Source organism: Stenotrophomonas sp. P5_A9, from assembly GCF_056400525.1.
On sequence record NZ_JBFULC010000033.1, the window covers coordinates 14,114 to 39,519 of the forward strand.

Consider the following 25,406-nt stretch of genomic DNA (forward strand, 5'->3'; position numbering starts at 1 on the left):
TCGTGAAAAATTTTTCACTTTTGCTTTACAGGACCTTAACTACCGAGACTATGATCAAGAACCGGCCTGAACAGGGTCGGATTTTTGAGGCGGCGGGGACTTGGGCCCGCCACCTCTTTTTGAGTCAGTTCCGAACGAGAGAGAGACCACATGAATTCACGCACCAACGTATTGGGGCACGCGATCCGCTGTGCCCTGATCGCCGGCACCGCAGGCCTGATGGCCGCGCCGGCGATGGCACAGGACGCGCCGACCGCTACCAATCTGGACCGCATCGAGATCACCGGTTCGCGCATCCGCCAGGTTGACGTGGAAAATGCCCAGCCGGTGCTGGCCATCACCCGTACGGACATCGAACGCCAGGGCTTCAGCTCGGTGGCCGACATCCTGCAGAACGTCACCGCCATGGGCAGCCCGGCGATCAGCCGCGCCAACGTCCTGAGCGCCGGCGAGAACGCGGGCGGCACCTACATCGACATGCGCAACCTGGGCGCGCAGCGCACCCTGGTGCTGATCAACGGCAAGCGCCTGGGCATCAGCACCTCCGGCTACCAGGACGTGTCGAGCCTGCCGGTGTCGGCAGTGGAACGCGTGGAAGTACTGAAGGACGGCGCGTCGGCCATCTACGGTTCGGACGCGATGGCCGGTGTGGTCAACATCATCACCCGCCATGATGTCACCGGCGTGACCGCCAACGTCTACCACGGCCAGTACAGCCAGGGCGACGGCGCGCGCGACCGCTTCGACGTGGTCGCCGGCTGGGCCAACGACCGTGGCTCGATCACCCTCTCGGCCGAGCACACCGAAGAAAAGGCCGTGTGGGCCAAGGACCGTGGCTTCAGTGCCTACGGCAACACCGACCGTCACCCGACCGAAGCGTGGACGACCGTCAGCCAGTACGGCCAGATCACCGGCCTGCGTGGCCCGGGCTGCACCGGCACCGCCGCCTGCAGCTACTCGCTCAACCGGGGTGCCAACCCGCTCAGCCCGGCCAACTACCACCTGACCAACGCCAATGCTCCCGACGGCGATGTCAGCAACACCAACGAGCAGATGCACCTGAACTACCCGCTGAAGCGGGATTCGCTGTTCGTCGATGGTCGCCTGAACATCACCGACGACATCCGCTTCAGCACCCAGCTGGGCTACAACAAGCGTGACTCCAGCCGCCAGATCGCCGGCTACCCGCTGCAGTCGTCCACGGCCGGCATCGGCCCGATGTCGATCGACAGCTACTTCAACCCGTTCGGTCGCAAGAACGGCTACGCCACCCCGACCGCCGTGGCCTGGAACCACCGCACCTGGGAAGTGCCGCGCGTCAGCGACAGCTCGCTCAAGACCTACCGCGCCGTGGCCGCCTTCGATGGTTCGTTCAACATCGGCGAGCGCTACTTCGATTGGGAAGTGGGCTACCAGTACAACAAGAACGAACTGCGCCAGCACGCCACCGGCAACCTGCACAAGGAACGCGTGAAGAACGCGGTCGGCCCGTCGTACTTCAACGCCGCCACCGGCAAGGTCGAGTGCGGCAGCGCTGCCGCCCCGATCGCCAACTGCATGGTGTGGAACCCGCTGATCGCCGCAGGCGTGACCGACCCGTACGGTCTGACCGGCAACCAGGCGCTGATCGACTACCTGATGCCGGCGGAAGACTCCACCGGCAAGACCGTCGGCAAGAACTTCTTCGCCACCATCGCCGGCTCCATCGTGACGCTGCCGGCCGGCGACCTGGGCTTTGCGTTCGGCCTGGAAAACCGCAAGGAAACCGGTGAGTTCATCCCCGATGCGCTGGCCCAGACCGGCGCGACCACCAACCTGGCTTCCGGCCCGACCGGCGGCAGCTACAAGGTCAAGGAAGCGTACGTCGAGTTCAACGTGCCGGTCCTGGCCGACCTGCCGGGTGCCAAGGAACTGACCTTGAACGCGGCGACGCGCTTCTCGGACTACGACACCTTCGGCAACACGCTCAACAGCAAGTTCGGCTTCAAGTGGCGTCCGATCGACCAGATCCTGGTCCGCGGCACCTGGGCCGAAGGCTTCCGCGCCCCGACCATCGCCGACCTGTACGGCGGCGGCTCTGAAACCTTCACCACCGGCTATGCCGATCCCTGCGATACCGTCTACGGTCCGTCGCGTACCAGCGCCGCCGTGCGCGCCCGCTGCGCCCGCGACATCGCCAATGCCGACACCTACCGTCAGCTGAAGCAAGGCAACGTGCCGATCACCAGCAGCACCGACCAGACCCCGGTGCCGTTCACCAATGGCTCCAATCCGCTGCTGCAGCCGGAAACCTCCAAGAGCAAAACGCTCGGCGTGGTGTGGAGCCCGAGCTTCATCAGCAACTTCAACGTGTCGCTGGACTGGTGGAAGATCCGCATCGACAACACCATCGTTGCCGACAGCCCGAACCAGATCCTGATCGACTGCTACGAGCAGGGCATCGATTCGCGTTGCGCACAGTTCACCCGTGACCCGGCGCTGGGCATCGTCAACAAGCTGAACTACGGCAATCGCAACGCCGGTTTCCTGGAAACCGAAGGTTACGACATGGAGCTGACCTACCGTCTGGACACCGACGCGATGGGCAAGTTCAGCACCAACTGGTCGACCACCTACGTCAGCTCCAACATCTACCGTTCCACCAACGACACCAGCGTCGTGCCGACCCCGACCAACGGGATCTCCACCAACGCCACCAGCGGCTTCCGCGTGCGCTCCAACCTGACCCTGGGTTGGGACATGGGCAACTTCGGCATCAGCTGGACCGCGCGTTACTACTCTGGCGTCAAGGAGCAGTGCCTGAACGCAACCGCGCATCCGGATGAGTGCTCCGATCCGGGCGTGCGTGCGCCGTGGTACTCCGGTACGCGCAACTACAACGAGCGTGGTTCGGTGACCTTCCACGACGTGCAGTTGCGTTACAACCTGCCGTGGGATGCCACCGTATCGGTCGGTGCCAACAACGTGTTCGAGAAGTACGGCCCGAACATGTACACCAAGCCGAACTCGGTGTTCTCCTATTACGGCGGCTACGACATCGGCCGTTTCGTGTACATGAAGTACCAGCAGCGCTTCTGATCGCTGCCGGGTAATACCGCTGCACCCAACCACGGCCCTTCGGGGCCGTGGTTTTTTTTGCGTCATCGCCCATATGCGGGGCAAGCACGTGGCGCGCGTTCAGCCTTTCCAGACGCTGTTCGGTGGGTCGGGCGCTGGGYCCCCATGCCCTTTCCGGCGACGCCCCCGGCCGCGATGCGGCCTCCTCCTCTATTTCGCCTCCAGGGGCATGGGGACCCAGCGCCCGACCCACCGACCAGCCTGGCTTCTATCTGCTCACCGCAGCCGAGCCCCGTGGCGGGCGGTAGGCTCCTGGGCAAAATCAAGGAGGAGGCCGCCCCGCGGCCGGGGGACATTTGCGCCAGGGGCCTATCGCCCGCTACGGGGCCCACACGCTCGCGACAGACCCGAACGAAGACATAGCCCGATCCACACGTCGCCGGCACTGCCCATCCAGACCCGTAGCGTCGTGCTTGCTCTGCGACGGCGCCTGCAACAAGACACTCCCCCAGATGGGAGAAGAACCTTTTCCCCGTACTCGCGGGCGCGGCGGCCGGCACCGGCGTCATCGGCCGGTAATACCCACGTCATGTCCACTACATCGCCCGGGCCGAGCATGGACGCAACCCGGAGGCCCGCCATGCGCTATGCCATCGTCACTGAAACGTATCCCCCCGAGGTCAACGGCGTCGCGCTGACCGTGCAGGGACTGGAACAGGGACTGCGCGCGGCCGGCCACCAGGTCGACCTGGTGCGTCCACGCCAAGCCAGCGACGGCACCGATCCAGACGGCGGCACGGTACTGGTGCAGGGCGCCGGTCTGCCGCGCTACCCCGGACTGCGCTTTGGCCTGCCCGCGCCGAAGCGGCTGGCGCGGCAGTGGCAGCTGCAACGTCCCGATGCGATCTACATCGCTACCGAGGGCCCACTGGGCTGGTCGGCGCTGCGCACCGCGCGTCGGCTGGGCATTCCGGTCGCCACCGGTTTCCACACCCGCTTCGATGAGTACCTGCCCGATTACGGCGTGGCTTGGCTGCAGGCTGCGGCATTGCGCTGGATGCGCCGCTTCCACAACCAGGCCGACGCCACCCTGGTGCCGACCCAGGAGCTGCAGCAGTTCCTCGGCGAACAGGGCTTCGACCGCGTGCGGTTGCTGGCCCGTGCGGTGGACAGCAGCCAGTTCGAACCGCAGCGACGCGATCCGGCCCTGCGCGAGGAATGGGGGATCGATGGCAACGGCTTCGCGGCGATCTACGTCGGCCGCATCGCCCCGGAAAAGAACCTTGCGCTGGCAGTGAAGGCGTTCCGTCGGCTGCAGCAGATCCGGCCCAAGGCCCGCTTCGTCTGGGTGGGCGATGGCCCATCGCGCGAGAAACTGGCGCATGAAAATCCCGATTTCATCTTCTGCGGCGTACAGCGTGGCGACGCGCTCGCACGTCACTTCGCCAGCGGCGATCTGTTCCTGTTCCCCAGCCGCAGCGAGACCTTCGGCAACGTCACCCTGGAAGCGATGGCCAGCGGCGTGGCCACCGTCGCCTTCGACTATGGCGCGGCGCGCGAGCACCTGCGCACCGATCAGACCGGCATGGCCGTGAACGATGACGCTCAATTCCTGTCCGCAGCGCTGCAGTTGGCTGGCGATGACGTACTGCGCGCCCGCCTCGGCCGCAATGCCGCCAGCGCCATGCAGCGCCTGCACCCGCAGCAGGTGGTGGCCGAGTTCGATGCGCTGCTGGCCGAACTGGCGCAGGCCCGGAGGCCGCATGCCGACCACGCCGCTTGACGCCCTGCGCGGGCGCGAAACCCGCTGGTGCCGCCGCGCCAACCATTACTGCCGTCGCCGTCGCGTGCGCCAGGCATTCGCTGCGGTCAGCCGGTTGGGCGATGGCGTGTTCTGGTATGCGCTGATGGCCGCGTTGATCCTGCTGGACGGCGTCGAGGGCCTGCGCGCGTCGCTGCACATGGCCGCCACCGGCCTGATGGCGTTGCTGTTGTACAAAGGCCTCAAGCGCTGGACCCGACGCCCGCGTCCGTATGCGGCCGATCTCCGCATCCGCGCCTGGGTGGCGCCGCTGGACGAGTTCAGCTTCCCCTCCGGGCACACCCTGCACGCGGTGTCCTTCACCATCGTCGCCCTCGCCTACTACCCGTGGCTGGCACCGCTGCTGGTGCCGTTCACCGCCGCCATCGGCGTGTCGCGGGTGGTGCTGGGGCTGCACTACCCCAGCGATGTACTGGCGGCCACGGCGATTGCAACCGCGCTGGCCGGGGCCAGCCTGCGCTGGCTGCCATTGCCGATGTAAGGCGGTTGCGGGGTCTGCCGGCCGGCATCCGGCATCGCGGGAACGGAGGCCACGCATGGCGTGGCGCTGCCCTTTTCCGCGATGTGCATGCAACCCGCTGCGGGCAACCCGTTTTACAATGCGCCCATGACCACGCTGTTCATTTCAGATCTGCACCTGGACCCGAGCCGTCCAGCCATTACCGAGCTGTTCCTGGCGTTCCTGCGCGATGAAGCGATGCAGGCCGATGCCCTGTACATCCTCGGTGACCTGTTCGAAGCCTGGATCGGCGATGACACGCCCTCCGCTGCCGCCGATGCCGTCGCCGATGCGCTGCACGCCGTCGCCGATGCCGGCGTGCCGGTGTACTTCATCCGCGGCAATCGCGACTTCCTGGTCGGCGAAGACTATGCGCGTCGCGCCGGCTTCCGCATCCTGCCCGATCCCAGCGTGATCGACCTGTACGGCCGACCGGTGCTGCTGCAGCACGGCGACCTGTTGTGCACCGACGATGTGGCCTACCAGCAGTTCCGCGCCCAGACCCGCGACCCGGTCTTCCAGGCGCAGTTCCTGTCCCAGCCGCTGGCCGCGCGCATCGCCTTCGCGCAGAAGGCGCGCGATGCCAGCCAGGCACGCCAGTCGGAAATGAAGCAGGACGATCACGCCACCTTCGAGACCGTCACCGACGTGGCGCCGGCCGAAGTGGACGCCACCTTCGTGCGCCACGGCGTAGACACCCTGATCCACGGCCACACCCACCGCCCGGCCATTCACACCCTGCAGGTCGGTGGCCACGACTGCACCCGCATCGTGCTCGGCGACTGGTACGAGCAGGGCTCGGTGCTGCGCGTCACCCCGCAGGGCTGGACGCTGGATGCGCTGGCGCGCTGAGCCGCCACGCTCCACAACAACATCCCCCGCGATCGCCGGGACGATCGCGGGGGATGCGCTTGCTCAACGGAACGCGGCGACCGTCGCCTTGGTATTGACCAGCACGCGCTGGTTGTCGGCGCTGGACGCAATGCCCATCGGTACGCCGTTGTAGTTGATGTTCGGGTTGGACCAGAAGTTCAACCGCGGGCAACCGGCCGTGCACGCGTAGGCCATGATCGTGCGCCAGCGCGCGCCGCTGGCCGGCTCATAGCGGTAGCCGTGGCCATACGCATACGGCGAGGTGCTCGAGTCGGTGGCGATGTCGTGCCGCGCGCTCTGCAGGTGGCCGATTTCATGCGCGAAGGAGTAATACCCGGTGGCGCAGTCCCAATGCACGGCGGCGAACGCGGTGGCCGCGGTCGAGCCGATGCTGGAGGCGAGCCCGCACGAACTGGCGTTGTTGATCACCAGCACGGCCACATCGGCGCGGGTGTTGTTGCGGCTGGTGTGGATGCTGTCCATCACCCCGTCCGTGGTGCTGCGGAAGCGCGACAGGTCGGTGGAGAAGCTGCTCGACTCGGCGTAGCTGGTGGTCTCGTAACCGGCCAGTTCCAGGGTGATGCCGACGTTGCTGTTGATGTAGCCCTGGTTGGATTCGGCCACGGCCAGTTGTACCAACGACTGCATGTTGCCGCCGTAGGCCGCCACTGCGCCGTTGGTCGCCACCACCAGTACACGGATGGTGGCCGGGGTGCCGGAGGAGGCTGCTGCGATCCCCGCGCGGTCGCTCACCGGCATGGCGACCTGCGGCAGGCTGTTGTAGTCAGCGGGATGGTCGGCCGGCATCCGGGTTTCATCCACTTCCACCAGCACGTGCCGTCCATCGCTGAGCGGGCGCAGTCGATACAGCTGGCCATCCTTGCGGATCGAGCCGGTGACGGTATTGCCAGCGCGTACCAGGATCACCGAGTTGGCCGGGTCCGATGCACTGGCCTGACGGTCCAATTTGGCGCTGCGCGACTGGATCTGGCCGTACCAGATGCTGCCGCCGTCGGGCAGCGCCTGCACACGCTGCTGCACCGCCTGCACCTGTGTGCCGAGCAGTTCGAACTCCAGCTGGCGCTGGCCGGCCGTGACGGCAGCGGCATCCACGCGCACTTCCTGCACCGCGGCGGTGGAGGCGGCCGACAGCACCGCCTGCGCGGCAGGTTGGTTGGCGGCCCCGGCCCGGCTGAGCACCGTGACCGGTTCAAACAGCGGCGCGGCGCTGGCAGCGCCCGCCGCCATCATGCACAACGTGATCACACCTGCGGCCTTGCTCATCGATCTGGACATCGTGTCGCCTCTCTTTGAGTGGAATACGGGGTGGTGGTGCCCGCCCATATGGCGCCAACTGATCGCGTGAATTCAATAGACCAGAGCAATCAACATTCCGAACTGTGACCGCCGACCGGCCGGTTCAGCGACGTCGCGTCCGCGTCATTTTCGCGCTACCGTTGCCGTGCAACCCCAAGGACCCCAGCGCCATGGCAGGACAGCCCACCCCGGCAACGAGGGCGGCGACGGTGTCGCTGCAGATCGGCCTGTTCTTTGACGGCACGCGCAACAATGCCGACAACCTGTTGCATGCCTCGCGCCCGCAGCGCAGCACCACGCCCACGCCGCGCCCGCCGGCGCCGTTGGTTGCCGATGACGCCTCGCCCTACCAGAGCCGCCTGACCAGCAGCTACAGCAATGGCCTGACCAACATCGCCCGGCTGCACGCGCTGTATCCCGACGATCGCGCGCAACCCGCGCATGGCGACGCCCTGTCACTGGCGATCTACATCGAAGGCACCGGCACCCGCACCGGTGAGGATGACGACCTGATGGGCCTTGCCTTCGGCATCGGGCGTACCGGGGTGCTCGCCAAGATGCGCCGCGCGTTGGATACGTGCCTGCCCGACGCGCTGCGCGCCTTGGCGCGTGTCCATCCGCATCAGGTACTGGGCACGGTGCGCATCGACCTGTTCGGTTTTTCGCGCGGTGCGGCGTCCGCGCGCGCTGCGCTCAGCCAGCTCAACCGCCGCGACGGACGCCGCTGGCTGCAGGAACAGCTGCGCCGCACCGGCTGGCAACTCGGCAGTGAGGCGGCGGTGTCGGTACGCCCGGTGCGCTTTGTCGGCCTGTTCGACACGGTGGTGGCAATCCATCCGCAGCAGCGTGATGAACTCCCGGCCGTAGCGTTGCCGGCCGGTTGCGCCGACAAGGTGCTGCAACTGGTCGCGCGCGACGAGCATCGCCAGTATTTCCCGCTGACCACGGTCGCGCCGCTGCATGAAGAGATCGCCTTGCCCGGCGCGCACGCCAACATCGGCGGCGGCTACGACCAGCGCATCGAGGGCCCGAAACTGCTCACCCGCCCGCTGGGCCAGCGCCTGCGCGACCACGGGCTGGCCGACACCGCCGTGCCACCGCTGGCGTTGCTGCGCGACACCGATGTCTACCGGGAAGCGAAGGCGGCGTGCGCTGCCTGGCAAGCGCAGCTTGGTCTGGGTGATGACGCGGTATGGGTGGATGTCTGGCACCGCTGGCAGTCGCAGCGCGTGGCCGGCAGTGACAGCGTGCTGCCGCAGTGGGTGGTGTTCGCGTATGCGGCGGTGGTGCTGAAACGTGAGATCGATGGGCGCTACCAGTGGGTGCCACTGCGCCTGATGCAGCAGCGCGCCGACGCGGCGGGGGTGCGCTGGCGCAGTGCGGTGGATGCGATGCCCGAGCTGGCCCTGCCCGCGCCGCTGCTGCCGATCGCCGCGCGCCTGTTGTCGGGCCAGCCGCTGGAGGCCGCGCAGGAACTGTTGCTGCGGCAGCGGTTCCTGATGCAATCGGCACACTGGAACTTCGACGCGCTCGGCGACACCGCCCTGCTCTACGCCGCCGATGAAGCGACCCGCGAACTGCCCTATCGACCGGGCCCGGGCCTGTTCTACATCAACCGTCCCACCGAGGATGGCAAGCGCGTGGTGCTGCCCAACGCGTGAGGCGCCCGCATGGGCGGCGGTTCATGGCGCCGGATCGAAACGCAGCCACGCATGGCGTGGCTCTACCAAACGTCACCTGTAGAGCCACCCCATGGGTGGCTGCACGCGGTCCCGGAACGAAACGCAGCCACGCATGGCGTGGCTCTACCGGGCGGGGCCGCTGGTGCGGCCGGCCTGTTCGATCAGGTCGACGAGTTCTTCCTCGTCGAAGCCGGCCAGCAGCCGCGCTTCCAGGTTGAAGGGGCCGTACAGGAAGCCGCCGGCGTACTCGTTCAACAAGGCGATGAAGCGCGCGCGCGGCTCGACCCCGGCGCGGTTGCAGTACCAGTGGTACCAGCGCGAACCGGCAGCCACGTGGGCCACTTCCTCGCGGAGAATGATCTCCAGCACATCGGCGGTAGCGTGGTCGTTGGCCGAGCGCAGCTTGGTGATCATGCCGGGGGTGACATCCAGCCCACGCGCTTCGAGCACGCGCGGCACCAGCGCCATCCGCGCCAGACCGTCGTGCGCGGTTTTCTCGCACATTTCCCACAGGCCGTTGTGCGCGTCGAAATCGCCATAGTCGAACCCCAGCGCCCGCAGCCGGCCATGCAGCAGCATGAAGTGGCGCGATTCGTCATCGGCCACGCTCACCCAGTCGGCATGGAACGAGCCGGGCAACCCGCGGAAGCGGTATACCGCATCCCAGGCCAGGTCGATTGCGTTGAGTTCGATATGCGCGATGGCATGGATGAAGGCGGCGCGTCCTTCGGCACTGCCCAGGCCACGCTTGGGCAGATCACGCGGATGCACCAGCGCTGGCCGGGACGGACGCCCCGGCATCCGTATCGGCTCCGGTGGCGGGGCATCGGCACGGACCTTGAGCTGGCCCGTGCGGAACTGCGCGGCGTAGGCCTGGGTCAGGGCGACCTTGTGCAGCGGATCGACCGCGGCCAGGCAATGCTGCGCGGCACGCAGCAGGTCACCGGCCGCCTCCAGCGGCAACTGCTCGGCCATTCCCCTGCCCTCAGGCGCGGCGCTTGTGCTTGGCGTCATCCGAACGCAGCTGCTGGATGCGCTCGAAGTAGCCCGGCTCGATACCGGTCGGGTAGATGCCGTTGAAGCACGACGAATCGAAGGCCTTCAGCTCCGGATTGCCTTCGCGCACCGCCGCTTCCATGTCTTCGATGTCCTGGTAGATCAGCCAGTCGCAGCCCAGGTGCTTTTCGATTTCTTCGATGCTGCGGTTGTGCGCCACCAGTTCTTCGGCGGCCGGCATGTCGATGCCGTAGATGTTGGGGTAACGCACCGGCGGCGCGGCGCTGGCCAGGTAGACCTTGCGGGCGCCGGCATCGCGTGCCATCTGCACGATCTGCTGGCTGGTGGTGCCGCGCACGATCGAATCGTCCACCAGCAGCACCACGCGGTTGCGGAACTCCAGGTGGATCGGGTTGAGCTTGCGGCGCACCGACTTCACCCGCTCCCCCTGCCCCGGCATGATGAAAGTACGGCCGATATAGCGGTTCTTGATGAAGCCTTCGCGGTACTTCACCCCGAGCGTGTTGGAGATCTCCAGCGCGGCATCGCGCGAGGTGTCCGGGATCGGGATGATGGTGTCGATGTCGTGGTCCGGGCGCAGGCGCAGGATCTTCTCGCCCAGCTTGATGCCCATGCGCATGCGCGCCTTGTGCACCGACACGTTGTCGATCATCGAGTCCGGACGGGCGAAGTACACGTACTCGAAGATGCACGGGCTGTGTTCGACCGGCTCGGCGCAGACTTCGGAGAACAGCTCGCCGCGCGCGGTGATCACCAGCGCTTCGCCCGGGCGCACGTCGCGCACGCGCTGGAAGCCGAGCACGTCGAGCGCGGCCGATTCGGAGGCCACGATGTATTCGTCGCCTTCGGCGTGGGCACGCTTGCCCAGCACCAGCGGGCGGATGCCGTGCGGATCGCGGAAGGCGACCAGGCCCAGGCCCAGCACCACGCTGATCACCGCGTAGCCGCCCTTGACCCGGCGGTGCACGGCGGCCACGGCGCGGATCGCCGCTTCCGGGGTCAGCTGGCGTTGCGCGTCCAGTTCGAAGGCGAACACGTTCAACAGCACTTCGCTGTCCGAGTCGGTGTTGACGTTGCGGCGGTCCTGCTCGAACACCTGCTGACGCAGGCTTTCGGTGTTGATCAGGTTGCCGTTGTGGGCCAGCGCGATGCCGTACGGCGAATTGACGTAGAACGGCTGCGCCTCGTCCATGCCTTCGGAGCCGGCGGTCGGGTAGCGCACGTGGGCGATGCCGACACGGCCTTCCAGGGTGGACATGCGCTTGGCATCGAACACATCGCGGACCAGCCCGTTGGCCTTCTGCACGCGCAGGCGGGTGCCGTCGGCGGTGGCGATGCCGGCCGCGTCCTGGCCACGATGCTGGAGGACGGTCAGGCCGTCATACAACTGCCCGGCGACGTTCTGATTGCCGACGATTCCGACGATGCCACACATGGTGCGAATCTCCGCTGGGCTGCGCCCATTTACTGTGAAGGTGGCCGTGCCTGGCCGGGGGACCCTTTCCGTGCCGGATCGGGTTGGTCCGGGCGCACGAGCGCCGGATCGGTGTTCTGGGGGGAACCGGGCGTGGCGCTGCGCGCCCATACGTCAGCCGGATCGCCCGCCGGTTGCGGGGTTTCATCGACGGGTCGCGGCCATCCACGTCCCCCCAGCAGTCCGCCAAGCACGCCATTATCGCCTGTCAGCCCCGGCTTGCCCAACTCCCCACCGGGCAGTTGCGCCATGTTCACCTCCGGCAGCGCCATCGGCAGGCCCTGCAGCCCCGGCATGCCGTCCAGGCTGGGCATCTGCGGCATGTCGGGCATGCGCGGCATCTTGGCCTGCATCCAACCCACGCCGGGTTGCAGCATGGCGCGCAGGTTGGAGTTTCGCCAGGTGGCCTCGCGGGTCAGCGGGGTATAGGAGGCCATCAAGAGCAGGGCGCAACTGATCAACCCGCCGCGAGCCAGGCCCAGCCCCCCGCCCATCAGGCGGTCGGCGCTGTTCATGCTGGTCGAGCGCACCGCCTGACGGATCACCAGGCCGATGCCCCACACCGACACCATCACCAGCAGGAACACGGTGAGATAGCCGGCGAAATAGTGCCCGGTGCCCGGCGCGGCCGGTGCCGACCACCAGCCGGCGGCGGACCTGCCGAACATCAGCGCGGCCCAGCCACCGAGCAGCCAGGAAAAGGTACTAATGACGATGCTGACGAAGCCGCGCATCACGCCCAACAGGGTGGAGATGCCGATGACGGCCAGCAATACGAAATCGATCATGCCCGTCCTCCGTTGCAGGACAGTCCGGCCTCACGGCGCGGGCGCATGGCGGGCATCAGGGGTGCGGCCGGACCATGCCGGCCACGCCGACCTTGGACGCAACCTGGGCCTTGAGGTTCTCCGCCTCGGCTCGGTTGGCGACCGGGCCGACGCGCACGCGGTTGAGCGTGCCCTTGTCGGTGCGTACCTGTTCCACGAACGCGCTGAAACCGGCGGCGCGGACCTTGTCGCGCAGCGCGTTGGCCTCCGACGCCTGGCCGAAGGCGCCCAGCTGCACGGCGAAGCCGACGCCGCTGGCGGCCGGTGCCGCCGGTGCGGCAACGGCGGCCGTTTCGGGCTTGGGCTCCGGCTTGGTGGCCGGGGTGGGCTTGGGTTCGGGTTTGGGTGCCGGCTTGGCGGCGGCCACCGGTTCAGGCGGCAGTGATTCGGTCTTGACGGTGGCCGTGGCCGGCGCGGCAGCGGCGCTGGAGGCAGCGGGCGACGTCGGCGTCGGCGTCGGGGTCGGTGCCGCAGCCGGGGTGGCGGCGACGGCAGTGTCGGCGCGCGCGTCCAGGGTGACCACTTCGGCCTTGACGTCGTTGCGCACCTTCACCGCCTGCAGGCGGGCGGCTTCGGCCTGCGCACGATCGGCATACGGGCCCACGCGCACGCGCCACGCCTGGCGGCCGTTGATGGTGGCCGCTTCGCTGAAACCCGGCAGCTGCGACTTCTTCAGGTAGGCGATCACCGCATCGGCGTCGGCCTGGCTGCCATAGGCGCCGAAGCTGACCGCGAAGTTGCCGGCGGCGACTGCCGGCGAGGTGTCCGTCGCGGCCGGGGCGGCAGCGGCCGCGTTGTCCTGCAGCGGCTGGGTGCTGGACGCACCGAGCAGGCCGGTGGCGCCGCCGGTGGGCGCGACCAGCGGCAACTCGCGGGTTTCGAACTGGCCATCCGACGGCGCGGCAGGCGCACTGATCGGCACGCTGGCCACGCCACTGTCAGGCGCAGGGCCTTTGACCAGCATGGGCAGGAAGATCACAGCCAAGGCCACCAGAACGATGGCACCAATCAGTCGCTGTTTCAGAGGAGTATCCACGGAAGGCAGGCAGGGGCGGCGCGGCGGAATGCCACGGCGATTATACGGGTGTCCGCGTGAGCGGCGTCTGTTGCGGCTGAACGGCCGCAGCGGGGTGGCGGGCGCGGGTCAGCCGGCAGCGTCCAGCCATTGCAGCGCCTGTGCAGCGGTATGGAACGAACCGAACGCGAGCACGCGGTCACCGGCTGCAGCATCGGCGACGGCCGCACCCAGCGCATCGGCCACGGTGGCGTGGCGGCGGGCGCTTGCGGCAGCGGTGTTCTGCAGCCGCGCCTGCAGCGCCTGCGCACTCTGCGCGCGGGCGCCGTCGAGGCCGGCCAGGTGCCAGGCATCGACCTGCCCGGCCATTGCCTGGACCACGCCAACGGCGTCCTTGTCCTGCAACGCGGCAAACACGGCCACGGTACGGCCGGACACCGGCGCCGCCCTCAACGCGGCGGCCAGTTCGCGCGCGGCCTGCGGGTTGTGGCCGACATCGACCAGCACTTCCACGCCGCCGCGATCAACACCCTGCAGGCGGCCGCGGATGCGCGCGGCGGCCACGCCTTCGGCGATCGCCGTGCGCGACAGCGGCATATCCAGCGTACGCAGCGCGGCAATCGCCGAGGCGGCGTTGCGCAGCTGGATCGGGCCGCGCAGCGCCGGGGTCGGCAGCTCGATGCGGAAGCCGACATCACGCCAGCACCATGTCTGCGCATCGATCACATCGACGAAGAAGTCGCTGCCACCGCGGATCGCGTTGGCACCCAGCAGATATGCGCGGGCCAGCACGCTGGACGGCGGATCGGTTTCACCCAGGATCACCGGCTTCCAGCCGCGGATGATGCCGGCCTTCTCCACGCCGATGGCTTCGCGGTCCTCGCCCAGCCAGTCGCTGTGGTCGATATCCACCGTGGTGATCACCGCCACATCGGCATCGACGATGTTCACCGCGTCCAGACGTCCCCCCAGGCCGACTTCCAGCACGGCCAGATCGAGGCCGGCATCGCCGAACAGCTTGAGTGCCGCCAGCGTGCCGTACTCGAAATAGGTCAGCGTGGTGCTGCCACGCGCCGCTTCGATCGCCTGGAAGGCAGCGGTCAGCGCATCATCGGACACGTCCTGGCCATCGATGCGCACGCGCTCGTTGTAGCGCAGCAGATGCGGGGAGGTATACGCACCGACCTTCCAGCCGGCCGCACGCGCGATCGCCTCGATGAAGGCGACGGTAGAGCCCTTGCCGTTGGTGCCGCCGACCACGATGGTGTGCGTGCCCGGCTGCCCCAGTCCCATCGCCTGCGCCACGTTGCGGACGCGCTCCAGGCCCATGTCGATGGTGGCCGGATGCTGCTGCTCGATGTAGGTGAGCCAGTCGGTGAGGGTCTGCGGGGCGACGGTGGTCATGGGCGTTGGATCAGTGGGTCAGAGGATTACAGTGCGCGGTGCTTGGCTTCGCCGAAGAACGGCGTGTGGTGGGCGCAATCGTTCAGGCGCACCACTTCGAGCTGGTCCAGGTCGACGCCTTCGAGCAGGTTCAACGTGGTCGGCGCCTGGCGGAAGGTCCACAGCCGCGACAGCGGCAGGCCGAGGATGCGGCACAGGATCACGCGGTTGACCGCGTCATGGGCGACCACCAGCAAAGTGTCGTGCTCGCCGAGACCTTCGGCCGCGCGGGCCAGGCCGCGCCAGCTGCGCTCCAGCACCAGTCGCAGCGATTCGCCGCCGGGCATCAGCACGGTGTCCGGCTCGTTGCGCCAGGCCTGCAGGCGCGACGGATCCTTTTCATTGATTTCGCTGGCGAGCAGGCCTTCCCACTCGCCGTGGGCGATTTCCTGCAGGTCCGGTTCGGTCAGCAACATCGGCGCACGTTCGGCGCCGAGGGCCAACTGTGCGGTGCGCTGTGCACGCGACAGCGGCGACGCCACCGCACGGGTGATATCGACCGACTTCAGGCGCTCCCCGAGGGCCTGTGCCTGGGCTTCGCCGATCGGCGACAACGGGATATCGATCTGGCCCTGGTAGCGGCCTTCGGCATTCCACGGTGTTTCACCGTGGCGGGCAAGCAGGATGCGCATGCGTACTGGGAGTCCTTGGGGGGAGGAATGCGGTCGCAATCGTTCACAAGATGTGAATGATCGAGGGGACACGCATGATACCCCGTGCCCTGCCCGGCTGCCGCCGTCGCGACCATCGGTCTGCGAGGGGTCGGGGTGGCGCTTGCCCGCACCTGACATCGCGTGGTTGCCAGCCAACGGCCGGCAACCCGCAACGAAAAACCCCGCGGTGTTCGCCGCGGGGTCGGGAGGGGCTTATTTGGCCAGGTTCAGCTCTTTCAGCAGCTGCGGCGCCGGCGCCACTTCCTGCATGATCCACTGCATGTAACGGCTGTCGACGGCGATCATGCGGGTCATCACCGGATCGAACACCCAGTTGGAGCTGACCGATTCCCAGTTGCCATCGAAGGCCAGGCCGACCAGCTTGCCGTGGGCATCGAGCACCGGCGAGCCGGAGTTGCCACCGGTGATGTCCAGGTTGGACAGGAAGTTCACCGGCACCGAGCCGACGCGCTTGTCTTCCAGGCCACCGTAACGCTTGGCCTTGACCGCATCGAGCAGCGCCTTGGGCGAGTCGAACGGATCGGCACCGGTTTCCTTGGCGGCCACGCCTTCCAGCGTGGTGAACGGGGTGTAGGCCACGCCGTCCTTCGGGGTGTACCCCATCACGTTGCCGAAGGTGATGCGCAGCGACAGGTTGGCGTCGGGATAGACGAACTCGCCCTTGCTCTTCTTGTAGTCGGCCAATGCCTGCAGATACAGCGGGCGCGAGACCAGCGACTCGCCTTCGCGGGTCTTCTTCTGTTCTTCCTGCTTGAGCAGCGCCGGCATCACCGCCACCGCGTACTGGATGGCCGGATCGGTGCTGGCTTCGAAGGCGGCACGGTCGGCCTTGAACCACTTCAGGCGCTCGTCCAGGCTGCCCAGCTGCGTGCCGGCCAGCTTGCCGACCAGGCCATCGATGGCGGCCTTGTCGCTGCCCGCCAGCCACTGGTTGAGCACCTCGTTGTTGCGCTGCGCGGCCGGCAGCGCAGCGTACTGGCTGAGCCAGTACGTCTGCAGCTGCTGGTCCATGCGCGCGACATAGCGGCGGTCCATCTGCTTCAGCCCGCCTTCGATCGAGGGCAGGTCGCGCTCCTGGTAACCGGCTTCGCGCTCGGCGTCCGCCTTGGCACGTTCGATCGACAGGCGGTACAGGCTGAGCGCCGAGCCCAGCACGGCGGTGTTGTTGAACTGGCTCACGATCAGGTCGCGATCGCGCGTGGCGCGGCCTTCTTCCAGGTGCTTGATCAGCTGCGCGTGCGCGGCCAGCGCCGGCTTGCCGGCCGCGCCCTGCTGCTTCAGCCACGCCAGCACGGCCGCTTCTTCGGCCTGCTTCTGGCCGGCCGCATCGATGCGCTTGAAGCCATCCAGCTGGCCCTGATAATTCTTGGCGGTGTTGTTCAGGCCCGCCATGGTGGCGGCGTATTTCACCTTGATGTCCGCATCCTGCTGACCCGCCTTGCCGATCAGATCGATCACCGCGTTGTAGTGGCGCGCGATGGTCGGGTAGGTCCAGGTGGCGGTTTCGTTGAACTCACCGGCCAGCGCATAGCGGTTGGTGCGGCCCGGGTAACCGGCCACCATCACGAAGTCGTCGGCGCCCAGCGGCGTGTCGGCGAATGTCAGGAAGTGCTTGGGCTGGTAGGGCACGTTGTCGGCCGAGAACGCGGCCGGCTTGCCGTCCTTGCCCACATAGGCGCGATAGAACGAGAAATCGCCGGTGTGGCGCGGCCACATCCAGTTGTCGATGTCGCCACCGAACTTGCCGACGCTGCCCGGGGGCGCGTAGACCAGGCGCACGTCCTTGATCTCGATGTTGCGGAACAGGCGGTAGGTGTTGCCGCCGGAAAAACTGAACAGACGGCAGCGGAACCCGGCATCGGCTTCGCACGCTGCGGTCTGTGCCTTGTCGAAGGCATCCAGCGCGCGGGTCCGCGCCAGCGGATTCTTGCCGGCGGCGGCGATGGCGGCCTTGGCCTGCGCGGTCACATCGGTGATCTGGTCGAGCACGTACACGCGCGCGTTCGGGCCGGCGCTCAGCTCATCCTTCAGGGTGGGTGCGTTGAAGCCGTCCTTGATCAGGTTCTTCTCGGCGGTCGAGTTCAGCTGGATCGCACCGTAGGCGCAATGGTGGTTGGTCACCACCAGGCCCTGCGGCGACACGAAGCTGGCGGTGCAGCCGCCCAGCGCCACCACCGCACCCATCGGGTCGCCGGTCAGGTTGGAGATCTGCTCCGGCGACAGCTTCAGCCCCGCCTGCTTGAGCGGACCGGCGATTTCCGGCAGCTGCTGCGGCACCCACATGCCTTCAGCGGCTTGGGCAACCTGGACCAGCCCAAGGCTGGCGACGACGGAAAAAGCGAGCAGGTTCGAGCGCATTGAGCAGCCCCTTGCAAAGAGAACCGCCGATTCTAGCCCGCCCCCCTGCCCCGGTCCGAACCCCGGAAGTCATGGGCGGTGACCGGCCCCGATCATTGCCGCGCGGTGCGCGGCCAGCCGGGCATGGCCCGGCTCTACCCTCCCGCTTTCGCCTTCTGCCAGGCGCAGCCATGTGTCCGGAGGTGCCGGGCAGGCCGGTGCAGGACCGTGTATTGCCATGGATGGCAATACCGAGCCCCCAAGGATGGGTTCACGGCGTGTCCTGCACCGGCCTGCCCGGCACCTCCCACGCCAGAAGGAGGCGCTGCCCCTACCCCACACCACCCGCAACGCAACATGGGAAAACCGCCATCGGCTCTATAATCCGCGTTTTCCCCCCGACGAGTTCCACCGAGATGGCGCAGCAAACAATGAAGGCCCTGGTCAAGCGTGAAGCCGCCAAGGGCATCTGGCTGGAAAACGTGCCGGTCCCGACCCCGGGTCCCAACGAAGTCCTGATCAAGCTGGAAAAGACCGCCATCTGCGGTACCGACCTGCATATCTACCTGTGGGACGAATGGAGCCAGCGCACCATCAAGCCCGGCCTCACCATCGGCCACGAATTCGTCGGCCGCATCGCCGAAATCGGCCCCGGCGTCACCGGCTATGAAGTCGGCCAGCGCGTCTCGGCCGAAGGCCACATCGTCTGCGGCCACTGCCGCAACTGCCGTGGCGGCCGCCCGCACCTGTGCCCCAACACCGTCGGCATCGGCGTCAACGTCAACGGCGCCTTCGCCGAATACATGGTCATGCCGGCCAGCAACCTGTGGCCCATCCCCGACCAGATCCCGTCCGAACTGGCTGCCTTCTTCGACCCCTACGGCAACGCCGCGCACTGCGCGCTGGAGTTCAACGTCATCGGTGAAGACGTGCTGATCACCGGCGCCGGCCCCATCGGCATCATCGCCGCCGGCATCTGCAAACACATCGGCGCGCGCAACGTGGTGGTCACCGACGTCAACGACTTCCGCCTCAAGCTGGCCGCCGACATGGGCGCCACCCGCGTGGTCAACGTCTCCAACACCTCGCTCAAGGACGTGATGAAGGACCTGCACATGGAGGGCTTCGACGTGGGCCTGGAAATGAGCGGCAACCCGCGCGCCTTCAACGACATGCTCGACTGCATGTACCACGGCGGCAAGATCGCCATGCTCGGCATCATGCCGCGGGGCGCTGGCTGCGACTGGGACAAGATCATCTTCAAGGGCCTCACCGTGCAGGGCATCTACGGCCGCAAGATGTACGAGACCTGGTACAAGATGACCCAGCTGGTGCTGTCCGGTTTCCCGCTCGGCAAGGTGCTCACCCACCAGCTGCCGATCGACGACTTCCAGAAGGGTTTCGACCTGATGGAACAGGGCAAGGCCGGCAAGGTGGTGTTGAGCTGGAATTGATCCTCAGTGCCTTTGGCACGGACGATCAACGGCCCCTGTCACCTTTTGCCCGCGCCGTCGGCGCGTCCCCTTCAACGGCAGGGGGCTCTGCTCCAGCGGGGATCCGGTGCCAGGCCAGCATTGAAAAGGCGCCCATCCGGGCGCCTTTTTTTGTTTCGCGGGGTGGCCGGTGGCGCGAGGAGCCGGCCAGCGGCCGGCACTACTTGCCTACCGCTACCGTGAACACCACGCGGTTGTCGGCCAGCTTGCCGGAGTTGTCGCGGCCGTTGCCGTCGGTGCCGTAATAGCCCAGGCCCAGGGTGAACAGGCCGAAGCTGCGATTCACCCCGATGTTCCAATCGGTGTAGTCCTTGGAGATGCCTTCCTCGAAGGTGCTGCGACCCACGTTGGCGGCCAGGGTGAACTCCTGCGGCAGCGCCCACTCGCCGCCCACGGCGTAGTACCAGCCATCGGTGCCCGAATTGAATACATCGTTGGTGTAGGTCACCGTCAGGCTGTACTGCTTGGCGAACGTGGTCTTGGTGATGAACTCGTTGTAGGCCAGGTCGCTGGAGCCCGGGTAGGTGTAACGATTGAGCAGCAGGTCCAGGTTGACGTTGTCGGTGACGTCGAACGCATACCCGATCAGGTAATCGACCTCGGCATCCGGGCCACCGTCGCCAAAGTCCACGCCCGAGCCCCACACGCCGGCGTAAAGACCGACCGGCGAGGTGTAGGTGAAACCGGCCTGCAGAGTCGGGTCCTCGTCGGTCTGCGAGACACCGCGGAACACGTAGTCGGAGACGCCGGTGACGTTCCAGCTGAAGGGAGAGGCGGCCTCGTCCTGGGCACTGGCGGCGAACGGGGCAAGCAGGGCGGCGCAGAGCACAACGGCGGCGGTACAGCGCGTGGCGTGGTTCATGCGGGGTCTCTCCAGACGGTGGGGGTGGGCGGAATGGCGGCGGTTTACAGTTTTTTAACCTGATTGATATTGCGATGCAACAATCACGTCTGCAACTGTCGGTGCCGGCACTGGCCTGATCGGCCGGCGCGCGCAACCCCAGCGTCGCCGCCGGCAGGTAAAATCCCGGTTTTCCCGTGCCGAAGACTGCCTGCCATGAGCGATGCCACCACCGCCCCGCTGACCCAGCACTATGTTGAAGAACTGGAGTCGATCCGCGCCCAGGGCCTGTTCAAGTCCGAACGCATCATCACCAGCCCGCAGTCGGCCGAGATCACCCTGGACGACGGCCGCACGGTGCTCAACTTCTGCGCCAACAACTACCTGGGCCTGGCCGACCATCCGGACCTGATCCAGGCGGCCAAGGACGCGCTGGACAGCCACGGCTTCGGCATGGCTTCGGTGCGCTTCATCTGCGGCACCCAGGACCTGCACAAGCAGCTGGAAAAGCAGATCGCCACGTTCTTCGGCAAGCAGGACACCATCCTGTACGCGGCCTGCTTCGACGCCAACGGCGGCCTGTTCGAGCCGCTGCTCGGCGAGAACGACGCGATCATCTCCGACGCGCTGAACCATGCCTCGATCATCGACGGCGTGCGCCTGTGCAAGGCCAAGCGCTTCCGCTACGCCAACTGCGACATGGCCGACTTGGAAGCCCAGCTGCAGGCTGCCGATGCCGCCGGCTGCAGAACCAAGCTGATCACCACCGACGGCGTGTTCTCCATGGACGGCTTCATCGCCCCGCTGGATGAGATCACCGCGCTGGCCAGGAAGTACAACGCGCTGGTGCACATCGACGAATGCCATGCCACCGGCTTCCTCGGTGCCACCGGCCGCGGCTCGGCCGAGGTCAAGGGCGTGCTGGAGAAGATCGACATCATCACCGGCACCCTGGGCAAGGCCATGGGCGGCGCGCTGGGTGGGTTCACCTGCGCCAGCGCCGAAGTGGTCGAACTGCTGCGCCAGCGCTCGCGCCCGTACCTGTTCTCCAACTCGCTGCCACCGCACGTGGTCGCCGCCGGCATCAAGGCCTTCGAGATGCTGGCCGCCGCCGACGACCTGCGCAGCACGCTGGCCGACAACACCGCCTATTTCCGCCAGAAGATGACCGCCGCCGGTTTCGACGTGAAGCCGGGCGTGCACCCGATCAGCCCGGTGATGCTGTACGACGCCCCGCTGGCGCAGAAGTTCGCCGAGCGCCTGCTGGAAGAAGGCATCTACGCGATCGGCTTCTTCTTCCCGGTCGTGCCCAAGGGCCAGGCGCGCATCCGTACCCAGATCAGCGCCGCGCATACGCGTGCCCACCTGGACCGGGCGATCGATGCGTTCACCCGCATTGGCCTCGAGCTGGGCGTGATCAAGCACTGACACGCGCAAACCGGGTAGCGCCACCCCATGGGTGGCGGCTCTCCGCAGCGGCATCATGAACATCTGGCGAGGGCACGCCTGTGTGCCCTCGCCGACCCACGGCCGGCGTCAGCCGCTTACTTCTTCTTTTTCTTCTTGTCCTTGGCCGTTTCCTTGCTGGCCACCACCACCGGTGCGGCGACCGGCCTGTCCTGGCCGTTGCCCTTGGCCACGCGGATGCCGTTGGCCTTCATCCAGGCGTCGAACTCATCGGCGGACATCTTCTTGTCGCCGTCGCTCATCATGAAGCGGTAGCTGCCGCGGCCGTCCAGCTCGGGCGTTTTGACTTCCACCACCTTGTCGGTCACCGGGGCCTCGGCCTTGGCGGCCTGTTTGTGGCCCCCACACGCGGTGAGCAGCACGGCGGGCAGCAGCAGGCAGGCGCTGCGGAACAGGGGGCGATTGAGCAGGTTGGCATGCATGGGGGAATCTCCCGGGGGTGAATGAAACGTCGGGTACGCGGCCATCCATTGCCTGGTTCGGTCGGCCTGCCGCGCACGGGCAGGCCACGGCGTCACGGCGGCGCCACGGCGCCATCGGCCGCGGCATACAGCAAATCCAGGTCGCGCTGGCTCAGTTCACGCCAGGCACCCTTGCCCAGCGCGCCCATCGGCAGGTGCCCAATGGCCACGCGCACCAGGCGCAGCACGTTGATATCCAACGCGGCCAGCAGGCGCCGGATATGGCGGTTGCGGCCTTCTTCGAGCACCACTTCCAGCCACGCGGTCTTGTCGCCACTGCGCAGCAAGGTGGCGCGTCGCGCGCGCAGCAGTTCGCCTTCGTCCTCCACACCGGTGCACAGCGCCTGCAGCTGCGCGGCATCGGGGATGGCGTCGATCTGCACGTGGTAGGTCTTGTCCGGGCCGGTGGCCGGGTCGGTCAGTCGTGCGGCCCACTGCGGGTCGTTGCTGAACAACAACAGGCCTTCGCTGGCCTTGTCCAGCCGCCCGACCGGGGCGATCCACGGCAACCCGGCGTCATCGAAGCAGCGGTAGACGGTGTCGCGGCCCTGCTCGTCCTGGGCGGTGGTGACCAGGCCGCGCGGCTTGTTGAGCATCAGGTGGATGCGCCGCGGCGCGTCCAGCGGCTGACCGTCGACGCGCACGTGGTGGCGACCGTCGACGATGGGGAATTCGGGTTTGTTGATGACACGGCCATCGACGGTGACGCGGCCGGCGGCAATCCACCGCGCCGCTTCAGTGCGCGAACACAGCCCGGCCTTGGACAGCACGCGCGCCAGGCCATGGCGGGGTGCGCCGTCGCTGCGCGCGGGGCTGGTCGATGACGCACGCCGCTCGGGACGGCGTGGTCGAGCGGCTGGCGCGGCAGGGGGCCGGCGTGTGCTCATCGTGCTCCGCGCAGCGCGCGGCCTACTTCTTCTCGCCCGGCTTGGTGTCAGCCGGTGCTTCCGCGGCGGCCGGGGCGGCGGCCGGCACCGGCCGCGCCTTGACCACGCGCACGCCGCGCGCCTTCATCCAGGCGTCGAATTCCTCGGCGGTCATGCGCTTGCCGTTCTGGCTCATGTCAAAGCGCCAGGGGGTGTTGTCGAACTCGGTGGCCGGCTTGTACGCGGCCGGATCGTTGGCCTTGATCGCCGGTGCGCCGGGCATGGCCTTGGCGATGTTCTGGCAGCCATCGATGCGCAGGCGCTGCAGGACGCGGTCCAGCGACTGCTGCTGGTCGAAATTGGAGGTGAGCACGCCAGCGGGCATGCCGAGCTGGACGTTGCGGATGTAGAGCTCTTCGGCAACCGGCGCAACGGCGGTGGCCGGCAGCGGCAGCGGCGAGGCGCTGATGGCATGCGCCGAGCAATCCACGGCTGCGTAGGCGGTGGGGACCAGGGCCAGGCCGAGCACGGCGGCCAGTGCGATACGCAGCATGGGATGCATCCAGGAAAGGGGTTGACGCGGCGAGTTTAACAGCGCCACAACGGCTTTCAAGATCCCACATTCAATGAATACGGCAACTTGTTGGATTTATTGTTGATTTCTTGATCAAGAGCGCGGAGCGAAGGTCAAGTTCGCCCCCATGTCCGCTTGCCCCGAGCTGGGCCGGTAGGGGTGGGGTTGCGGGACACGCCGTGAATCCATCCCTGKAGGCTCCGTCGCCGCATCCATGCGGCTCAGGGTCCCGCAACCCCACCCCTACCAGCCTCCGACACATGGCTGGTGCGCACAGGAAAGACGGGGCGCGACGGCCCTGCCTGCTTTCGCTCGGCGCATTTCATTGGCCACCGGCCCACTGTCGAGGGAGGGGTGTGTGGGTTCGCGGGACCCTGAGCCGCATGGATGCGGCGACGGAGCTTACAGGGATGTACTTGCAGCGTGTCCCGCGAACCCACACACCCCCGCCCAGCCTGGGACCCGGCGGCAACGACAGCTTTTGGCTTTTGGAGAAGAACAGGCAAAAAAAAAGGGCCCGGCAATGCCGGGCCCTCTTCTGAGGCTGTACTACCAGAAGGATTAGTTCTGGACGTTCAGCTCGGTACGACGGTTCTTTGCACGACCTTCCGGGTTGTCCGAACCATCCGGGTTGGTGTTCGGTGCAATCGGACGGCTCTCGCCGTAGCCGATCGGACCCACCAGACGCGAAGCGGACACGCCGTTCTTGGTCAAGTAGTCATACACGGTGGTGGCGCGACGCTCCGACAGCTTCTGGTTGTAAGCGTCGGTACCCTTCGAGTCGGTGTGACCGGCAACTTCAACGCGCAGATCCGGGTAACGCTTCAGGATCTCGGTGGCTTCGCTCAGGATCGCCACGGCGTCCGGACGCAGGGTCGCCTTGTCGAAGTCGAAGTTCACACCCTTCAGGTCGATGGAGACCGGCACCGGGCAACCGTCCGGACCGATGGTCTGACCCGGCTGCGAATCCGGGCACTTGTCGTCGCAGTTGTTGACGCCGTCACCGTCGTCATCCATGTCTGCGCAGCTCGGCGCCACCGGAGCCGGGGCAACCACAGCAGCGGTCGGGGCCGGGCCCAGCGGGATCACGACGCCGACCGAAGCCAGCACGTCGCCGAACCAGCTTTCGTTCGGAGCCGAGATGCTCTGGTCGTCGAAATCAGCGCGGTAGGCCACTTCGGCGCGGACAGCAACGCGCTTTTCGAAGGTGGTCTGCAGGCCGACGCCGACCTTGGCGGCGAAGTTGCCGTCCTTACGCTCACGCGGACCATTCAGGTTCAGCGAGTTGTACTCTTCTTCCGACTTCTGGTAGCCCAGACCCATCAGCAGGTATGGGTTCCAGCCACGGCCTTCGGAGATGAAGTGGCGGCGCAGATCGACGGACACGCCGTACTGGCTCCAGTTCAGATCCTGGTTCGCGTCGAAGTTCGGGTTCTGGTAGTTCAGCTCGCCGTCCAGCGACCAGTTGGGGCTGATGAACTTACCGAGGCCCAGGGTCACGAACGGAGCGTCGTTGGTCAGACGGTCGCTATCCTGGAAGTTGAAGCCGGCCGAACCGGTCAGGTACCAGCGGTCATCAAAATCCTGCGCCGATGCAGCCTGGGCGAAAGCCAGACCGCCCAGCAGCGCGGCAGTAAGGATCTTCTTGTTCATTGAGTACAGCTCCT

Annotated in this window: 20 protein-coding genes; 7 read left to right on the forward strand and 13 right to left on the reverse strand. The window is 67.0% G+C overall.

Annotated features, from left to right (window positions below):
• Positions 1-150: 150 nt before the first annotated feature.
• The 4 genes from AC1DR7_RS12085 (at position 151) to lpxH (ending at position 6,230) form a co-directional block, all read left to right on the forward strand.
• Entirely contained in the window at positions 151-3,078 is a 2,928-nt protein-coding gene (locus AC1DR7_RS12085; RefSeq protein ID WP_457318577.1) for a TonB-dependent receptor domain-containing protein, read from the forward strand.
• Positions 3,079-3,697: 619 nt separating this feature from the next.
• Positions 3,698-4,840 (forward strand): glycosyltransferase family 4 protein, encoded by a 1,143-nt coding sequence (locus AC1DR7_RS12090; RefSeq protein WP_457318401.1) that lies wholly within the window; start codon positions 3,698-3,700, stop codon positions 4,838-4,840.
• A complete protein-coding gene (locus tag AC1DR7_RS12095) occupies positions 4,821-5,360 on the forward strand; it encodes a phosphatase PAP2 family protein (RefSeq protein WP_256776262.1) in 540 nt (179 codons plus the stop codon). The genes AC1DR7_RS12090 and AC1DR7_RS12095 overlap by 20 nt, the downstream gene beginning before the upstream one ends.
• Before the next feature lie 126 nt (positions 5,361-5,486).
• A complete protein-coding gene (gene lpxH / locus AC1DR7_RS12100) occupies positions 5,487-6,230 on the forward strand; it encodes a UDP-2,3-diacylglucosamine diphosphatase (protein ID WP_457318400.1) in 744 nt (247 codons plus the stop codon).
• 63 nt (positions 6,231-6,293) lie between these two features.
• On the opposite strand, the gene AC1DR7_RS12105 is transcribed toward lpxH, so the two are convergent.
• Positions 6,294-7,547, reverse strand: coding sequence for a zinc-dependent metalloprotease (locus tag AC1DR7_RS12105; protein ID WP_457318399.1), 1,254 nt, complete (start codon positions 7,545-7,547; stop codon positions 6,294-6,296).
• A gap of 191 nt (positions 7,548-7,738) precedes the next feature.
• On the opposite strand from AC1DR7_RS12105, the gene AC1DR7_RS12110 reads away from it, so the two are divergent.
• Positions 7,739-9,229 carry a phospholipase effector Tle1 domain-containing protein gene (locus AC1DR7_RS12110; RefSeq protein ID WP_457318398.1) on the forward strand — a complete coding sequence of 497 codons (1,491 nt, stop codon included), beginning with the start codon at positions 7,739-7,741 and terminating at the stop codon, positions 9,227-9,229.
• 144 nt (positions 9,230-9,373) lie between these two features.
• On the opposite strand, the gene AC1DR7_RS12115 is transcribed toward AC1DR7_RS12110, so the two are convergent.
• The 7 genes from AC1DR7_RS12115 to AC1DR7_RS12145 all read right to left on the reverse strand — a co-directional run bounded on the left by AC1DR7_RS12115 (position 9,374) and on the right by AC1DR7_RS12145 (position 18,058).
• Entirely contained in the window at positions 9,374-10,225 is an 852-nt protein-coding gene (locus AC1DR7_RS12115) for a ferritin-like domain-containing protein (RefSeq protein ID WP_478051607.1), read from the reverse strand.
• Positions 10,226-10,235: 10 nt separating this feature from the next.
• Positions 10,236-11,702: an amidophosphoribosyltransferase gene (purF, locus tag AC1DR7_RS12120; protein ID WP_256776257.1), complete on the reverse strand. Its 1,467-nt coding sequence runs from the start codon at positions 11,700-11,702 to the stop codon at positions 10,236-10,238.
• 29 nt (positions 11,703-11,731) lie between these two features.
• The gene (locus AC1DR7_RS12125; RefSeq protein WP_256776256.1) at positions 11,732-12,529 is read right to left on the reverse strand and encodes a CvpA family protein; all 798 of its coding nucleotides are present in this window, start codon (positions 12,527-12,529) and stop codon (positions 11,732-11,734) included.
• A 55-nt stretch (positions 12,530-12,584) separates the two neighbouring features.
• Positions 12,585-13,604: an SPOR domain-containing protein gene (locus AC1DR7_RS12130; RefSeq protein ID WP_457318396.1), complete on the reverse strand. Its 1,020-nt coding sequence runs from the start codon at positions 13,602-13,604 to the stop codon at positions 12,585-12,587.
• Between the two features lie 108 nt (positions 13,605-13,712).
• Positions 13,713-14,987 carry a bifunctional tetrahydrofolate synthase/dihydrofolate synthase gene (gene folC / locus AC1DR7_RS12135; RefSeq protein ID WP_457318395.1) on the reverse strand — a complete coding sequence of 425 codons (1,275 nt, stop codon included), beginning with the start codon at positions 14,985-14,987 and terminating at the stop codon, positions 13,713-13,715.
• Between the two features lie 26 nt (positions 14,988-15,013).
• Positions 15,014-15,658, reverse strand: coding sequence for a histidine phosphatase family protein (locus AC1DR7_RS12140; protein WP_457318394.1), 645 nt, complete (start codon positions 15,656-15,658; stop codon positions 15,014-15,016).
• A gap of 234 nt (positions 15,659-15,892) precedes the next feature.
• Entirely contained in the window at positions 15,893-18,058 is a 2,166-nt protein-coding gene (locus AC1DR7_RS12145; protein ID WP_457318393.1) for a S46 family peptidase, read from the reverse strand.
• Positions 18,059-18,468: 410 nt separating this feature from the next.
• On the opposite strand from AC1DR7_RS12145, the gene tdh reads away from it, so the two are divergent.
• Complete coding sequence (gene tdh, locus AC1DR7_RS12150; protein ID WP_256776284.1) at positions 18,469-19,491, forward strand: L-threonine 3-dehydrogenase; 1,023 nt, start codon at positions 18,469-18,471, stop codon at positions 19,489-19,491.
• A 199-nt stretch (positions 19,492-19,690) separates the two neighbouring features.
• Here the strand turns inward: tdh and AC1DR7_RS12155 are convergent, their stop codons facing one another.
• On the reverse strand, positions 19,691-20,392 hold the full coding sequence (locus AC1DR7_RS12155; protein WP_256776251.1) for a TorF family putative porin: 702 nt from the start codon (positions 20,390-20,392) through the stop codon (positions 19,691-19,693).
• Positions 20,393-20,587: 195 nt separating this feature from the next.
• Between AC1DR7_RS12155 and kbl the strand changes: the two genes are divergently transcribed.
• On the forward strand, positions 20,588-21,799 hold the full coding sequence (kbl, locus tag AC1DR7_RS12160) for a glycine C-acetyltransferase (protein WP_478052838.1): 1,212 nt from the start codon (positions 20,588-20,590) through the stop codon (positions 21,797-21,799).
• A gap of 116 nt (positions 21,800-21,915) precedes the next feature.
• Here kbl and AC1DR7_RS12165 read toward each other — a convergent pair whose 3' ends face one another.
• From AC1DR7_RS12165 to AC1DR7_RS12180, 4 genes are all read right to left on the reverse strand, one after another.
• Positions 21,916-22,260 (reverse strand): hypothetical protein, encoded by a 345-nt coding sequence (locus tag AC1DR7_RS12165; protein WP_457321252.1) that lies wholly within the window; start codon positions 22,258-22,260, stop codon positions 21,916-21,918.
• A gap of 92 nt (positions 22,261-22,352) precedes the next feature.
• Positions 22,353-23,186, reverse strand: a complete 834-nt coding sequence (locus AC1DR7_RS12170; RefSeq protein WP_457321250.1) for a pseudouridine synthase — start codon at positions 23,184-23,186, stop codon at positions 22,353-22,355.
• Between the two features lie 22 nt (positions 23,187-23,208).
• Positions 23,209-23,718: a hypothetical protein gene (locus tag AC1DR7_RS12175; RefSeq protein WP_256776247.1), complete on the reverse strand. Its 510-nt coding sequence runs from the start codon at positions 23,716-23,718 to the stop codon at positions 23,209-23,211.
• Between the two features lie 582 nt (positions 23,719-24,300).
• Positions 24,301-25,392 (reverse strand): OmpA family protein, encoded by a 1,092-nt coding sequence (locus tag AC1DR7_RS12180; protein WP_256776246.1) that lies wholly within the window; start codon positions 25,390-25,392, stop codon positions 24,301-24,303.
• Positions 25,393-25,406 lie beyond the last annotated feature (14 nt).